This window comes from Embleya sp. NPDC059237 (genome assembly GCF_042754105.1).
GTDB lineage: Bacteria > Actinomycetota > Actinomycetes > Streptomycetales > Streptomycetaceae > Embleya.
The window spans coordinates 1-14,836 of record NZ_JBHZAE010000016.1 but is presented as its reverse complement, the minus strand read 5'-3'; the positions used below and the strand labels follow the sequence as shown (position 1 = coordinate 14,836).

Genomic DNA, 14,836 nt, shown 5'->3' with positions numbered 1-14,836 from the left:
GGGCCCCGCGCAGGTCCCCGAACAGGGCCTCGGACAGCCTCAGTCGCGCCGCCGATCCGCCCCGGCGAACTGCGCCGCGTGCAGCCGCGCATAGGCGCCGCCGGCCGCGCACAGGGCCTCGTGCGTGCCCTGCTCGACGAGCCGACCCCCCTCCATCACCAGGATCAGGTCCGCATCGCGGATCGTGGACAACCGGTGCGCGATGACGAAACTGGTCCGCCCGGTGCGCAACGTGTTCATCGCCCGCTGGATCAGCACCTCGGTACGGGTGTCCACGGAACTGGTCGCCTCGTCCAGGATCAGGATGCCCGACCCGCCCAGGAACGCGCGTGCGATGGTGACGAGTTGCCGCTCGCCGACACTGAGATTGGTACCCGCCTCGTCCAGCATCGTGCGGTAGCCGTCGGGCATGGCGCGCACGAAGTGGTCGACGTGCGCCGCGCGCGCCGCCTCCTCGATGTGTTCGGCCGTCGGGCAGTGCGCGCCGTACCCGATGTTGTCGGCGACGGTTCCCCGGAACAGCCAGGTGTCCTGCAACACCATCCCGATGTTGCGCCGTACGTCCTCGCGGGTCATCGTCGCGATGTCCACGCCGTCGATGGTGATCCGACCCGAGGTGAGGTCGTAGAAGCGCATCAGGAGGTTGACCAGGGTCGTCTTCCCGGCGCCCGTGGGGCCCACGATCGCCACCGTCTGCCCCGGCTCGGCGGTGAACGACAGGTGCTCGATCAGCGGTTCGTCCGGCGTATACCGGAAGCAGACGTCCTCGAAGACGATGCGACCCCGGAGCACCCCCGGTCGCACCGGTTGCGCCGGATCGGGCAACTGCTCCTCCGCGTCGAGGAGTTGGAAGATGCGCTCCGCCGAGGCGATGCCGGACTGGAGCAGATTGCTCATGGTCGCCATCTGGGTGATCGGCTGGCTCATCTGGCGGGAGTACTGGACGAATGCCTGGACGCCGCCCAGGGTGACCATGCCGGCGGTGGCGAACAGCCCGCCGCTCACCGCGACCAGGACGAAGTTGGCATTGGCCAGGAACAGCATGGTGGGTTGGATCGTCCCGGAGACGAACTGCGCCCGGAAGCCGACCCGACGCAACTCCCGGTTGTGCCGGTCGAAATCCTGCCGCACCTCCTCCTGCAGCCCGAAGGTCCGAACCACCGAGTGGCCCGCATAGGTCTCCTCGATGTGTCCGTTCAGCCGGCCGGTCGTGGCCCACTGCTCGACGAAGTGGGGTTGTGCCCGGCGGCCGATCCGGGCGGCGCCGATCAGGCACAGCGGGACCGTGGTCAGCGCGACCAGCGCGAGCAGCCACGACACCCAGAACATCACCGCGACCACCCCGGCGATGGTCAGGACCGATGTGAGCAACTGGCTCAGCGTCTGCTGCAGGGTCTGGGTGAGATTGTCCATGTCGTTGGTCGCGCGGCTGAGCACGTCGCCACGCGACTGCCGGTCGAAGTAACTCAGCGGCAACCGGGAGAGTTTCGCCTCGACGTCCTCACGGAGCCGGAAGCCGATGCGCTGCACCAACCGGGCGGTGCATCGGGCCTGCACGATGCCGAACACCCCGGAGAAGAGGTACAGCAGCAGGGCCGCGAGCAGGACCCAGCCCAGCCGGGTGAAGTCGATGCCGTGGCCGGGCGACACCGGCAGCGGGGACACCAGGTCCGCGAGCCGGTCGTGCCCGGTCGCCCGCAGGTGGGCGACGGCGTCGGCCTTGCCGACGCCGGGCTGCAATTCGGCGCCGATGTGCCCGGTGACGATGACGTCGGTGGCCTTGCCGAGCATGAGCGGTCCGAGCACCGCCAGGGTGACGGCGACCACCGCGCAGCCGGCGGTCGCGGCGATGAGCAGGCGGTCCGGACGCAGGGTGCGCGCCAGGCGGCGGATCGATCCGCGCAGGTCGAGCACCTTGGCCGGCGGCATCCCGCCGCCCATCGCCCGTCCGGCGCCGACCGCACCGGCCAGGGGCGCGCGCGGCACGGTGGGCCGCGCCGGGTCGCCGGGCTTCCCGATACTCACGCCGCCTCCCGGTCGTTGGTCTGGGACAGGGCGATCTCCCGGTAGGTGGGGTTGCGTTCGAGCAGTTCGGCATGCGTACCGGCGCCGACCACACGTCCCTCGTCCAGCACGAGGATGTGGTCCGCGGCGCGGATGGTGCCGACCCGCTGCGCCACGACGAGCACGGTCGCCTCGGCGGTCTCGTCGGCGAGCGCGGTACGCAGCGCCGCCTCGGTGGCGTGGTCGAGGGCGGAGAACGAGTCGTCGAACAGGTAGATCGCCGGCCGACGGATGAGCGCCCGGGCGATGGCCAGCCGTTGGCGTTGCCCACCCGACAGGTTCGAGCCGCCCTGGGTGACCGGGGCATCGAGTCCCTGCGGGAGCCGTTCCACGAACTCCCGGGCCTGCGCGACCTCCAGGGCGTGCCACATCTCGGCCTCGCCGGCATCGTGCCGGCCGTGCCGGAGGTTGTCGGCGATGGTGCCGGAGAACAGGAACGGCCGCTGCGGTACGTATCCGACCTGCGCCGCGAGCAGCGCCGGTGCCAACTCCCGTACGTCGGCGCCGCCGACGCGGACCGTGCCCGCGCTCGCCCCGATCAGCCTCGGCACCAGGTTCAGCAGGGTCGTCTTCCCGCTGCCCGTACCGCCGACGATCGCGGTGACGGTGCCCGGTCGGGCCACCAGGTCGATGCCCTGCAGGACGGCCGAATCGGCGCCGGGATAGCGGAACTCCACGGCGGACAGCTCGACTTCACCGGCGCGGGGCAGCGCGGTCAGGGGGTGTTCCGGCGCCCGCAACATCGGTTCGGTGCCGAGGACGCCCTGGATGCGTTCGGCACTCACCTCGGCTCGGGGAATCATGGTGAACATGAAGGTGGCCGACAGAATCGACATCAGGATCTGCATCAGATACGACAGGTAGGCGGGCAGCGCGCCGATCTGCATCGACCCGCCGGAGATCCGGTGCCCGCCGAACCACAACACGGCGACACTGGACACGTAGATGACCAGCATCAGCATCGGGAACATCACCGCCGTGAGCCGGCTGACGCGCAGCGACACCTCGGTGAGTTCCTCGTTGGCGGCGGTATACCTGCGTCGCTCGCGGTCGTCGCGGACGAACGCCCGGATGACCCGGACGCCGGTGATCTGTTCGCGCAGGATGCCGTTGGTGCGGTCGAGCCGGCGCTGGGCCACCCGGTGCAGCGGAAGCATCCGGCCGACCAGGACACCCACGATGACGACCAGTACCGGGATGACGACCGCGAACAGGCCGGACAGCGGCCCGTCCAGGCGCAGCGCCATGACCACGCCGCCGACGCACACGATCGGCGCGGGCACCAGCAGGGTGCCGGTGAGCAGCGCCAGGAGTTGCACCTGTTGCACGTCGTTGGTGGTGCGATTGAAGAGCGACGCGGTGCCGATCCGGTTCACTTCCTGGGCGGAGAAGGACAACACCCGATCGAAGACCGCCGCTCGCAGGTCGTAGCCGAGGGCGGTGGCGATCCGGGCGGCGAGATAGGCGGCCGTGATCGAACAGAGGATCTGGCCCAGCGCGACGGCCGCCATCACGCCGCCGATGCTCAGGATGTATCCGTTGTCGCCGGTGAGCACGCCGTTGTCGATCAAATCGGCGTTGAGGCTGGGCAGTTGCAGTGCGGCGACGGCTTGACCGACCTGTAGAAGCAGGAGCAGGGTCAGGGAACGGCGGTAGGGGCGCAGGTGGTTGCGTAACAGGCGCAATAACATCAGCGTCGCGCCCGCTTGGTCGACCGGGGTGGTTGGCGCGTCGGGTCGAGGGTCGGGGTGGGTGCGGGGGCCGGCCCGGGGGCTTGCTCGGGGGCTTGCTCGCGCACGAGCAGGCCGTCGAGGAGCAGTGTGGCGATCTCGTCGGTGTCGAGTGCGTCGCCGAGGCCGAACGTGCCGCGGGTGGTGGCGAATACCATCGCCACCACCAGTTGCGCGACCATGGTCGGCGGGCGGCGCAGCGTGTCACGGTCGGGCTCGACCACCTCGGCGACCGCCGCGACGAGGCGTTGCCGGTAGCGCGCCACCTCCGCCAGGAACGGTTCCCTGACCTCCGCCGGCACGCTCTGGGTGCGCAACGCGGCCACGAGCGGTTCGGTGGCGACGAGTTGGTCGGCGATGACGCGGATCACCGCGCTCAGCCGGTCGCGCAGGTCCGGATTCGGATCGATCGCGGCGATCGCGGCGACGATGGGTGTCGGCTCGAAACCGCTCAGCACGGCGGCGTGGACGAGTGAGTGTTTGTCCGGGAACACGCTGAAGATCGTGCCTTCGGCGACGCCGGCGGCTCGGGCGATCTGCTGCGTGGTCACCGATACGCCGCGTTCGAGGAGGAGGGGGAGGGTGGCGGCGATGATGGCGGCCCGCCGCTCCTCGGGTTCGAGGGAGGGCGCGCGCCGCCGCCGAGTGGCCCTGCTTGTGGTGTCCGTCACGTGCTCGACGCTAATGAATGAGTGCTCACTCAGTCAAACGAGGCCGCACGCCCTAGCATCGGAACCGTGCCGCGCCGACCCGACGGAAGGAATACGATGATCTCCACATCACCCGACCTGTTGAACGAACTCACCGAGATATACCGGGACTTGCACCGGCACCCCGAGTTGGCCTTCGAGGAGCACCGCACCGCGTCCCTGGTCGCCGCACACCTGCGCGCGCTCGGCTGCGACACGGTCGAAGGAGTCGGCGGCACCGGCGTGGTGGGCGTGTTGGCCCGGGGGGAGGGGCCGACCGTGCTGCTTCGCGCCGACATGGACGCGTTGCCGGTCGCCGAGAAGACCGGTCTGCCGTACGCGTCGACGAGGGACGGGGTCGCCCACGCCTGCGGCCACGATCTGCACACCACGTGGCTGATCGGTGCCGCGACCGAGTTGGCCGGTCGATTCGCCGACTGGTCGGGCCGGGTGTTACTGGTCTTCCAGCCCGCGGAGGAGATCGGCCGTGGGGCCCGGGCGATGCTCGACGACGGCCTGTACGCACGATTCGGCACGCCGGCGGTCGCGTTGGGGCAACACGTGGGTCCCGGACCGGCCGGCCGGATCGGGTACCGCGACGGGGTCACCATGGCCGCCGGCGATGCCATCCGGATCCGGCTGCGCGGCAAGGGGGGTCACGGCTCGCGACCGGAGGCGACGGTGGACCCGGTGGTCCTGGCCGCCGCGACCGTGATGCGCCTGCAGACCGTGGTGTCCCGGGAGGTGGCGGCGACCGACCCGGTGGTGCTGACCGTCGGGTCGATGCACGCCGGCACCAAGGAGAACATCATTCCCGACGAGGCCGAACTGGGTTTGACCCTGCGCTCGTTCGACCCCGCAGTCCGCGACCGGGCACTGGCGGCGATCGAGCGGATCGTGCGGGGCGAGGCGGCCACGTCCGGGGCGCCGGACCCGGAGGTCGAACTGCTGTACAGCTTCCCGGCGTTGGTCAACGACGAGCGGGTCGGCAAGGCGGTACTCGCGGCGTTCCGGGCGCAGTTCGACCCGGCGCGCGTGATCGCGGCGCCGCTGATCCCGGCGAGCGAGGACTTCGGCCTGCTGACCGACGGCGGCCGCATCCCCTCCGCGTACTGGTTCGTCCGAGGCACCGACCCGGCGCTGTACGCAGAGGCCCAAGCAGCAGGCCGGATCGCGGAAAACATCCCCACCAACCACTCCCCCCACTTCGCCCCAACCCTCGACCCCACACTGGCCACCGGAGTACAAACCCTGGTATCCGCCGCCCGCACCTGGCTCACGCGTTAGCGCCCCGCCTCCAGCCGCCGCGGTTGTGCGAACCTCCGAGCCCGGCTGCGGGCAGGTGCTTCGGGCGGCTCAGTCCGGGTCGGATTGCGGCGGAATATCCCGTAGTTCGGCAAGTACGTTGCGGGTGGCGGCCGTTCGTGGGTGCTCCGGGCCGAAATGGGTCCGCCAGGCCGCCTCGGCCATCCGGAGGCGGTCCCGGGCTTCGGCGTGACGACGCGGCTCGCGCGCGAGTGCCGTGCCCAGGGCGGTGCCCGCCTCGAGGGTGCGGTGGTGGAAGGGCCCGAGCTCGCGGGCACCCAGGGACAGCGCGGCGTCGGATTCGGCCTGCGCGTCGGCGTATCGGCCCAGGCCGATCAGCACGCCGGCCGCGGCGTTCGCGATCAGCGCCGTGCTGCCGTCCCGGTCGGCCGGTCCGGTGCGTGCGAACACCGCTCTGGCCGCGGTGATCTGCGCCAAGGCCTCGTCGTGGCGAGCGTCCGCGTTCAGGCACACGGCCAGGTTCGCGTGCGCGACGGCCAACTCGCGCCACGTCGCGGTATGCGACGCGGCTCGATCGACCGTCGATCGAGCGCACGCCTCGGCCTCGATCCGACGCCCCAGGGCGAGCAACGCCGGAACCAGAACGTGCCCTACCTCCACGGAAGTCTGCGTCGCCGTGCGTTCGTCGGCGCCGTCCAACGAACCCAGGGCAGCCCGGCACTCCCGCTCGGCGTCCGAGTGGCGACCCAGGTATCCCAACTGTTCCGCACGCAGAATTCGCGCGCCTCGCTCCCAATAGCGCACCGTGGGACGCCGAACGGCGTAGGCGATCATGCGCTCGGCGATCTCCAGGGCCTCGCCGGGACGCCCGAGCGAGGCCAACGTCCGGGCCCGCAGGTGCCAGTTGGCGACGTACCACCACGGGGAGGGGTGCCCGACCGGCAGTCCGATCACGGTGCGGGACTCGGCCTCCGCCGGCTTGGGTCGCCCGGCGACGACGAGCGCATGGACGAGATACGCGCGGGCACGCATCTCCTCGTCCCCCGACGGTTGCGCCGTCTTCGCGTATGCCAACGATTCGCGGATCAGTGCCTCGGCCTCCTCGTGCCGGCCGAGCTTGGACAGCGCGCTGCCCAGGTCCAATCTGCACACGAACGTGGTGTGCGCCGTCGGTCCGTCGCGCTCGACCGTCAAGCGCACGGCCTCGCGCAACAACGGCTCCGCCTCCGTGTCCCGGCGATCCAACAGCAACCCAAGCCCGCTCCGGTACAACGCACCGGCCTCGCCCCCGGTACGCTCCCGCCAACGATCCGCCAACCGCCCCACCCGAGTTGCCCCCTCACGCGCACCCACCCAACCGACGAACCGGATGATCGCACAGCAGGTGTGACATCCGCCCGAACGGGGCCGGGCCACCCCGTTGCGCTTGGTTTCGCCGGCGCATGGCGCGAAGGTGCCAACGGCTTCGCGCGGCGGGACTGCGTCCGTGAACCCCCTGCCGTAGCGTGGGGGCATGGTTGACGTGTTCGAGTATCCGCCCATGGAGTTTGCCTTTCCCGGGCCGCTGCGTGATGCGCTTGTTGCTGCCGTGCTCGATGGGACGAAGACCAGTACCACCGGTGTGCTCGCGGACTACGAGCATGCGGGTGAGGAACTTCCGCGGGTCGGGGATCGCTACACGGTCGTCGATTCGGGGGGATGCGGTGTCGGTGTCATCGAGATCATCGAGGTCCGCGTGTTGCGACTGGCGGATGTCGACTGGTCGCATGTTCGTGACGAGGGTGAGGGCGATACCTCGATCGCGCAGTGGCGGGCCAACCACGAGAAGTTCTGGCACGGCCCCGAGATGCGGGCGGCGATGGATGATCCCGGGTTCACGGTCGATGACGACACTCGGGTTGTTGCCCAGCGCTTCGGACTCCTCCCGCGCGGCGAAGGCGCGTAGATGCGATCGTGAGGCGGGTTCGGAAGATTTTTCGGAGAATCCGTGGCTCGATGTCGAGAACGGGATGTGGGCTCCGATCCATCCGTGAAACCGAGGCGCAAGCCTGAAGGCATCACAGGAGGAAAACGTGGCTCAGCTGTTGCGGGTTCAGAATTTCGCCGTGTCGAGTGACGGCGTGGGTGCCGGTGAGGATCAGAGTCTCGAACGCCCGTTCGGATATGATCATCCCGAAAGGCTGTTCGCCTGGGCGGGGGCGACCGCCAGTTGGCGGATGCGTACCGATCCCGGGGGCAGCCGGGGGCTCGACGACTACTTCACGCGGGACTACGACCGCAATATCGGTGCCGAGATCATGGGCCGCAACAAGTTCGGGCCCCAGCGTGGGCCCTGGCGGGACCACGAGTGGCTGGGCTGGTGGGGGGACGAGCCCCCGTTCCGGACGCCGGTGTTCGTCATGACCCACCACGAGCGTCCCTCGTTCACGCTCTCCGATACCACGTTCCACTTCGTCGACGGCGACCCGGCCACGGTTCTCGACAAGGCGCGCAAGGCGGCGCAGGGCAAGGACGTGCGACTGGGCGGCGGGGTCACCGTCATTCGGGAATTCCTGGAGGCCGACCTCGTCGACACGATGCATGTGGCGGTCTCCCCGCTGAAGCTGGGCGGCGGACTGCGCCTGTGGGAATCCCCCGACGAGCTGCTCGACCGGTTCCACCTCGATGTCGTGCCCAGCCCGAGCGGCGTGGTGCACCACCTGTTTTGGCGTAAGTAGCCACGGCCGCCGACCCGGCTCGGTGGTGGGGAATGATTCCGGGGCGGTGTCGGTTGTGATGGTCGTCGGTGAGGGTGTGCCCCCGGGCCCAACCATTGCCTCCGTGGAATACCGCTCGGCTGGAGCCACGGTGTGCCTTCCGCCGTGAGGCGGCCCCCTCACCGGCTTTGACGTCACGCGCGGCGCCGCTTCCCGTACCCGGGAGCGGCGTAGTCGTGCTTCGAGGCAGCCGACGACCACCCGAGTCGGCCCCACCATTCGCCGTCCTCGTCCTCGTCCGCCGGCGCGAACCCGAGCCAGGTGTCCCGTACGACCTCCTCCGCGAGCGGCCCGTCCCGCTCCGGATCGTGGCCCACGAGCACCGCGAAGCCGAGCATCGCCAACTCGGTGCCACGCCGATTCGGTACGAGTGCGTCACCCTCCCGCCGATCCGTCAGTCGTGCCCCCGTCGGTTGGCCGTGATCGTTCCGAGGAACGTCGAGGATGTTGGCGGCCCGGTTCCGTGCCACCGGAATCGGGTGCGCCCCGGCGCCGGCATTTCGCATTGCTTTCTTCCCGTGAACATCCGAGCGTTCGGGCGTAGCACGGGGTCCGGCGGGACAAGGATCGATCCGACCCGTTTTCCCAGTGACCCTGTGGAGGACCACTGTGCGCACGAGGCTGACCGTCTCTGCCGCCGCAGGCGCGCTCGCCCTGCTCCTGTCCGTCCCCGCCTCCGCCTCGGCCGCCGCCCAGGCCGGCCCGGGAGCCCCGGGCATCGGCGATCCCTATTACCCGACCGCCGGCAACGGCGGCTACGACGTCTCGCACTACGACATCCGGCTCAAGTACCAGCCCGCCACCGACGACTTAGAGGGCACCACCACCATCCTGGCCACCGCGGGCCAGGACCTCACCCGCTTCAACCTCGACTTCGTGCTGAAGGTGAACGAGGTGCTGGTCAACGGCCGCCCCGCCACGTTCGCCGCCACCGGTGAACACGAGTTGGAGATCACCCCCGCCCGGGTGATCACCAAGGGCAGCCCGATCACCGTCGTCGTCCGCTACGCCGACCGCCCCGGTACGGTCCTGCGCGGCGGCGTGTCGGGCTGGTTGCGCACCCCCGACGGCGGCATCGCCGCCAACGAGCCCGAGGGCGCGGCCTGGTGGTACCCGAGCAACGACCACCCGACCGACAAGGCCACGTTCGACGTCTCCGTGCTGGTGCCCGACGGCACCCAGGTGATCAGCAACGGCACCTCGACGCAGAGTTCGCGGGCCGGTTGGACCCGCTACAACTACCGGCAGACCAAGCCGCAGGCCACCTACCTGGCCACGGTGGCGATCGGCAAGTTCGACATCCGCACCGACACCACCCCCGGCGGACTGCCCGTCATCACCGCGTACAGCAGGGACCTCGGCGACAACGCCGGCGCGGCGCAGGCCAGTGTCGAGCGGACCGGCGAGCTGGTCGACTGGCTCAGCGGCCGATTCGGCCCGTACCCGTTCGGCACCGTCGGCGGCTATGTGCCCAACGTGCCCACCGGCTACGCGCTGGAGACGCAGGGCCAGATCTTCTACAGCCCGGCGCAGTTCGCCCGCGGTGCCAACACCTCCGTTGTGGTGCACGAACTGGCCCACCAGTGGTACGGGGACAGTGTGTCCGTGCGGCGCTGGAGCGACATCTGGCTCAACGAGGGCTTCGCCCGGTATTCGCAGTGGTTGTGGTCCGAGCACGAAAACGAGGGCACGGCCCAGGAGTTGGCCGACTACGTCTACAACCTCTACCCGGCCGACAACGCGTTCTGGACCATCAAGCCGGGCGACCCGGGACCGGATCAGCAGTTCGCCGGCGCGGTCTACGACCGGGGCGCGGTGGCGGTGCAGGCGCTGCGCAACGCCGTCGGGGACGAGAAGTTCTTCCAAATCCTGAAGGGCTGGCCGACCGAGCGCAGGTACGGCAACGCCACCGTCCAGGACTTCCAGGCGTACGCGGAGCGGATCTCCGGCAAGCCGCTGGCCGAACTGTTCACCACCTGGCTGTTCACGCCGTCGAAGCCCGCGGCGGGGTCGGCCGGAGTGGCGGCGCCGAGTACGGCGAAGCCGAGTCTGACGCCGAGGGCCACCGCGGACGTGGCACCGGAGCCGAAGTCCTGGAAGAAGATCCAGGAGACCAACACGGTGCACGATCACAAGGATTGACGATCCATCGGACGTGAAGCCCGAAAACGGCCCGGCCGACCGCCCCGAGCGGTCGGCCGGGCCGTGGCGCGAGCCGCACACCCGGACGCGACGAACCGGCGTTATGCGGAGGGTGGTTCGGGTCGGACGAAGTGGTTGCCGGACCATGCCCCGAGGGCGACGGAAGCCACGGATACGAGGCCGGCCGCGTGCGCTTCCTCGGCGATCTCGCTCGGGTCGACGCAGCCGGGTTTGCCCGTCGCGGGGGTGAGCACCCAGATCGCGCCCGTGTCGGCCAAGGCCCGTGCCATATCGATGAGTTCGCAGGCCAGGTCGCCGTCACCGATTCGCCACCACAGCAGGACGGCGTCCACGACCTCGTCGGTTTCGTCGTCCACCATCGCGCCGCCGATCGTGTCCTCGATGTCGGCGCGGATTTCGTCATCGGTGTCGTCGTCCCAGCCCAGTTCCCGAACCACCATGGCCGGCACGATGCCCATCCGCCGCGCGTGGTTCGGCGCGTCCGCGGCAGCCCCCATCACAACCTCCGCTCTCGACACGCGTCCGTACACCCGTGCACGCGGGCGCTACCAGCCGATCGTCGGGTGAAAGCCGATGCAGTCGGGGTCTTGCAGCGGGCAACTCGGATGCGGCTTGCGTTCCTCCTGCGGAGGCGTCGCGGCCGGCAGGCGTGACTGGGCGACGGCTTCGGCCGCGTACACGTACTCCGCACACGTGCAGGTCCGGCATCCGCCCCGGCGTTCGGGCGGCCCGCTGTGCCGGGAACGTCCGTGACCACACAGGCATTCGAACCCGGCCATCCGGACCTCCGCGCCTCGGCAGCACTTTGCCCACCACGATAGCGCCGCCCTCCCCGGTCAGCGGCGGTGACCGACCTCGACGTTCTCCAGGATGCCGAGCGCGTCCGGGACCAGGATCGCGGCCGAGTAGTAGGCGGTGACCAGGTACGAGATGATCGCCTGCTCGTTGATGCCCATGAAGCGCACCGACAGGCTGGGTTCGATCTCGTCGGGGATGCCGTCCTGCCGCAGGCCGACGACGCCCTGGTTGTCCTCGCCGGTGCGCATGCACAGGATCGACGTCGTGCGCTGCTCGGTGAGCGGGATCTTGCCGCACGGGAAGATGGGAACACCGCGCCAGGCCGGAATCCGGTGCCCGTTGAAGTCCACCGAATCCGGGACCAGACCGCGCGCGTTGCACTCGCGTCCGAAGGCGGCGATCGCCTTGGGGTGCGCGAGGAAGAACTTGTTGCCGCGGCGGCGGGAGAGCAGTTCGTCCATGTCGTCGGGACCGGGGACGCCGTCGTGGGGCTGGATGCGCTGCGAGTGGTCGCAGTTGGCGAGCAGCCCGAACTCGCTGTTGTTGACCAGCTCGTACTCCTGGCGTTCGCGCAGCGCCTCCACGGTCAGGCGCAACTGCTGCTCGGTCTGGTTCATCGGCTCGTTGTAGAGGTCCGCGACCCGGGTGTGAACCTTGAGCACGGTCTGGGCGGCGGAGAGTTCGTACTCGCGCGGCGCGAGTTCGTAGTCCACGAAGGTGTGCGGGAGGACCGCCTCACCGACATGGCCGGCGATCAGATCGATCGGCGCCTCGCCGTACTTGTTGGTCCGCTGCTTCGGGATCCGCGCCACGTCGTCGAGGTGGGCGCGCAGCGACTCGGCCCGCTCGGCGAGGTTGTCCACGTCGGCGCGGGTCAGTTCCAACACCGTGCACGGCGTGCTCGCCCGGAACGTGCACGGCCAGGTCGGCTCCGCCGCAGTCAGACACTCGTCGCCGAAGTACGCGCCGTCCGCCAGCGCACCCAGAACCGTTACACCCCCGTACGGCCCCGACCCCACTCGGTCGACGCGTCCGTGCGCCAGCAGGAACACCCGCTCGACGTCCGCCCCGGACTCGGCCAGCACCGCGCCCGCCGGGTATTCGCGCTGCTCGCAACGCCGGGCCAGCTCCGTCAGCACGGCCTGGTCGGGATAGTTCCGCAGCGCCGGCAGCTCACCCAGTTCGGCCGGGATCACCTCGACCCGGCCCGCGGTCTGCACGAAGGTGACCCGCCCGTCGCCCACCGCGTAGCTCAGCCGCCGGTTCACCCGGTACGTACCGCCCTGCACCTGCACCCACGGCAACATCCGCAGCAGCCAGCGGGAGCTGATCTCCTGCATCTGCGGGACGGACTTGGTCGTCGTGGCCAGATTCCGCGCCGCCGCGGTGTCAAGACTCTGTTGTTCCCGTTCCCGATCCCGATCCGCGGATGGCTGCGGATTTGCGTCGACCGACATGAAGCGCCTCTTCCTCCCGAGCTTGGAGCAGACGGGAACAGCCTGACAACAACGAGGGTGAATCTGCTACTACACGAAAGAGTGAATAGCGCGCCCGACGTGCGGCAATTGAACGGGATTTCGACCGATTAAACACGACGACACCGTTCATGGAAAGGATTCGGGTTTCGTTCCGGTGCGAAGCAGGAAAGCGGAATCGCTCGTCGCACTTCCGGATCGCGATGCATCACCCGTTTTCCACCGGATCGAACCCGGCGGATCCCCGGCGGCCGTCCGGGTCCGCCCGTGCGCCCGCCGAAGCCCCGCCGGTCGGGATGCCACCCGATCGCAGGCGTGTGATGCACAGGTCATCCACGGTGTGCGCCCGGCAAACATGCGACCGGAAGTTCACTACATCGAATGACAATCGACTCCTCCTCCTCGCCGAATCGGGGAGTCGCCCTAACCTGTTCCCGGATGCGAAAAGGACGCTCTCCGCCCATCGTCCATTTCGACCCGCCGCAGACGAGACACGCCTCGCACAATCACATCGCCCCGACGCTATGGGCGGCCCCATCGACCGGATACGGAATTTACTTTCCGCCGTTTTCCCGGACCACCGGCCGTGTATTCCCGACTTTCGGCAAACCCTCCATCCGATCACCCAAGGAGTCACGGATGCCCGATCACTCGCTCCATCCGGTGCCGACACCGGGCCCACGGGCCGTGGCGGCGCCCGCCGCACTCCGCGCCGCGCCCGAGGACGGCGTCCGGGGGGATCCGGATCCGGCTCGCGAGGTCCTGGAGCGGGTGCTGCGCGGCCCGAGCGGCCTGGGTACGTCCGCCCTGTACGCGGCGCGGCACCCGGGACCGCCGGAGCCGCCCCGGGAGAGCCCGGCCCTGCACCACCCCGCGGCCGAGCCCGAAGCTCCCGACGCCGGCGCCCGGGACGTCGCGGCCCGCGACGTATGGGAGCGCGCGTTGCGCGGCCCGAGGGGCCTGGGGACCGCGGGTCTGCACTTGGGGCAGCGCGCGCAACCATCGATGCCGTGCCGGGAGATTCCGGGCCTGTATTACCACCCGGTGGTCGAGCCGGACGAGGTGCGGGTGGCGGAGGTCGGTCGTCGGATCAAGGACTGGGCGGTGGACGAGGTCGCGCTGTTCCCGCCCGAGTGGGAGGACCAGTTCGACGGTTTCTCGTTGGGCAGGTACATGGTCGCGTGCCATCCCGATGCGCCCTCGATCGAGCACCTGATGGTCGCCACCCGGTTGATGGCCGCGGAGAACGTCCTCGACGACTGCTATTGCGAGGACCACGGCGGCTCACCGGTGGGCCTGGGCGGACGCCTCCTCATGGCGCACACCGCGCTCGATCCGGTGCACACCACGCCGGAATATCACGGCCCCTGGGCGCAGTCGCTGCACGGGGACGCCCCGCGGCGGGCGTACCGCTCCGCCATGGACTACTTCCTGCGACTCGCCGGCCCCTCTCGGGCCGACCGGTTCCGGCACGACATGGCCCGCTTGCATCTGGGCTATCTCGCGGAGGCGGCGTGGGCGCAGACGGAGTACGTGCCCGAGGTGTGGGAGTACCTGGCGATGCGGCAGTTCAACAACTTCCGTCCGTGTCCCACCATCACCGACACCGTCGGCGGGTACGAACTGCCCGCCGATCTGCACGCCCGGCCGGACATGCAGCGTGTCATCGCGCTGGCCTCCAACGCCACCACGATCGTCAACGACCTGTACTCGTACACCAAGGAACTCGCCGCCCCGGGGCGGCACATGAACCTGCCCGTGGTGCTCGCCGAACGCGAAGGTCTCGACGAGCGCGAGGCATTCCTCAAGGCCATCGAGGTGCACAACGAGCTGATGCGTGCCTTCGAGGCGGAGGCCGCCGCGCTGGCTCTCGCGTGTCCCGTGCCCCAGGTGTC

Annotated in this window: 12 protein-coding genes; 5 read left to right on the top strand and 7 right to left on the bottom strand. The window is 69.7% G+C overall.

Annotated features, from left to right (window positions below):
* Positions 1 to 39: 39 nt before the first annotated feature.
* The 3 genes from ACFXKZ_RS37680 to ACFXKZ_RS37670 all read right to left on the bottom strand — a co-directional run bounded on the left by ACFXKZ_RS37680 (position 40) and on the right by ACFXKZ_RS37670 (position 4,465).
* Entirely contained in the window at positions 40 to 1,941 is a 1,902-nt protein-coding gene (locus ACFXKZ_RS37680) for an ABC transporter ATP-binding protein (RefSeq protein WP_380008052.1), read from the bottom strand.
* 80 nt (positions 1,942 to 2,021) lie between these two features.
* Positions 2,022 to 3,755, bottom strand: a complete 1,734-nt coding sequence (locus ACFXKZ_RS37675) for an ABC transporter ATP-binding protein (RefSeq protein WP_380007491.1) — start codon at positions 3,753 to 3,755, stop codon at positions 2,022 to 2,024.
* Positions 3,755 to 4,465 carry a TetR/AcrR family transcriptional regulator gene (locus tag ACFXKZ_RS37670; RefSeq protein ID WP_380007488.1) on the bottom strand — a complete coding sequence of 237 codons (711 nt, stop codon included), beginning with the start codon at positions 4,463 to 4,465 and terminating at the stop codon, positions 3,755 to 3,757. The genes ACFXKZ_RS37675 and ACFXKZ_RS37670 overlap by 1 nt, the downstream gene beginning before the upstream one ends.
* 96 nt (positions 4,466 to 4,561) lie before the next feature.
* Between ACFXKZ_RS37670 and ACFXKZ_RS37665 the strand changes: the two genes are divergently transcribed.
* Positions 4,562 to 5,770: an amidohydrolase gene (locus ACFXKZ_RS37665; RefSeq protein ID WP_380007485.1), complete on the top strand. Its 1,209-nt coding sequence runs from the start codon at positions 4,562 to 4,564 to the stop codon at positions 5,768 to 5,770.
* Positions 5,771 to 5,839: 69 nt separating this feature from the next.
* On the opposite strand, the gene ACFXKZ_RS37660 is transcribed toward ACFXKZ_RS37665, so the two are convergent.
* A complete protein-coding gene (locus tag ACFXKZ_RS37660; protein WP_380007482.1) occupies positions 5,840 to 7,264 on the bottom strand; it encodes a tetratricopeptide repeat protein in 1,425 nt (474 codons plus the stop codon).
* On the opposite strand from ACFXKZ_RS37660, the gene ACFXKZ_RS37655 reads away from it, so the two are divergent.
* Both ACFXKZ_RS37655 and ACFXKZ_RS37650 read left to right on the top strand, forming a co-directional pair.
* The gene (locus ACFXKZ_RS37655) at positions 7,263 to 7,694 is read left to right on the top strand and encodes an ASCH domain-containing protein (RefSeq protein WP_380007479.1); all 432 of its coding nucleotides are present in this window, start codon (positions 7,263 to 7,265) and stop codon (positions 7,692 to 7,694) included. The two genes, ACFXKZ_RS37660 and ACFXKZ_RS37655, sit on opposite strands and share 2 nt — an antisense overlap.
* Positions 7,695 to 7,869: 175 nt before the next feature.
* Entirely contained in the window at positions 7,870 to 8,466 is a 597-nt protein-coding gene (locus tag ACFXKZ_RS37650) for a dihydrofolate reductase family protein (RefSeq protein ID WP_380008049.1), read from the top strand.
* 173 nt (positions 8,467 to 8,639) lie between these two features.
* Here the strand turns inward: ACFXKZ_RS37650 and ACFXKZ_RS37645 are convergent, their stop codons facing one another.
* On the bottom strand, positions 8,640 to 8,975 hold the full coding sequence (locus ACFXKZ_RS37645; protein ID WP_380007476.1) for a hypothetical protein: 336 nt from the start codon (positions 8,973 to 8,975) through the stop codon (positions 8,640 to 8,642).
* A 139-nt stretch (positions 8,976 to 9,114) separates the two neighbouring features.
* Between ACFXKZ_RS37645 and ACFXKZ_RS37640 the strand changes: the two genes are divergently transcribed.
* Complete coding sequence (locus ACFXKZ_RS37640) at positions 9,115 to 10,647, top strand: M1 family metallopeptidase (protein WP_380007473.1); 1,533 nt, start codon at positions 9,115 to 9,117, stop codon at positions 10,645 to 10,647.
* Positions 10,648 to 10,748: 101 nt separating this feature from the next.
* Here the strand turns inward: ACFXKZ_RS37640 and ACFXKZ_RS37635 are convergent, their stop codons facing one another.
* Both ACFXKZ_RS37635 and ACFXKZ_RS37630 read right to left on the bottom strand, forming a co-directional pair.
* A complete protein-coding gene (locus ACFXKZ_RS37635; RefSeq protein WP_380007470.1) occupies positions 10,749 to 11,165 on the bottom strand; it encodes a DUF3052 domain-containing protein in 417 nt (138 codons plus the stop codon).
* Positions 11,166 to 11,504: 339 nt separating this feature from the next.
* A complete protein-coding gene (locus ACFXKZ_RS37630; RefSeq protein WP_380007467.1) occupies positions 11,505 to 12,923 on the bottom strand; it encodes a family 2B encapsulin nanocompartment shell protein in 1,419 nt (472 codons plus the stop codon).
* Positions 12,924 to 13,580: 657 nt separating this feature from the next.
* Here ACFXKZ_RS37630 and ACFXKZ_RS37625 point away from each other — a divergent pair.
* Positions 13,581 to 14,836 (top strand): family 2 encapsulin nanocompartment cargo protein terpene cyclase (locus tag ACFXKZ_RS37625; RefSeq protein WP_380007464.1); only part of this gene is annotated, 1,256 nt, incomplete at its 3' end.

Coding starts and splice junctions, on each gene's coding strand:
- ACFXKZ_RS37680 (WP_380008052.1), bottom strand. CDS start 1,941: ATGGGCGGCGGGATGCCGCCGGCCAAGGTGCTCGACCTGCGCGGATCG.
- ACFXKZ_RS37675 (WP_380007491.1), bottom strand. CDS start 3,755: ATGTTATTGCGCCTGTTACGCAACCACCTGCGCCCCTACCGCCGTTCC.
- ACFXKZ_RS37665 (WP_380007485.1), top strand. CDS start 4,562: ATGATCTCCACATCACCCGACCTGTTGAACGAACTCACCGAGATATAC.
- ACFXKZ_RS37655 (WP_380007479.1), top strand. CDS start 7,263: ATGGTTGACGTGTTCGAGTATCCGCCCATGGAGTTTGCCTTTCCCGGG.
- ACFXKZ_RS37660 (WP_380007482.1), bottom strand. CDS start 7,264: ATGCCCCCACGCTACGGCAGGGGGTTCACGGACGCAGTCCCGCCGCGC.
- ACFXKZ_RS37635 (WP_380007470.1), bottom strand. CDS start 11,165: ATGGGGGCTGCCGCGGACGCGCCGAACCACGCGCGGCGGATGGGCATC.
- ACFXKZ_RS37630 (WP_380007467.1), bottom strand. CDS start 12,923: ATGTCGGTCGACGCAAATCCGCAGCCATCCGCGGATCGGGATCGGGAA.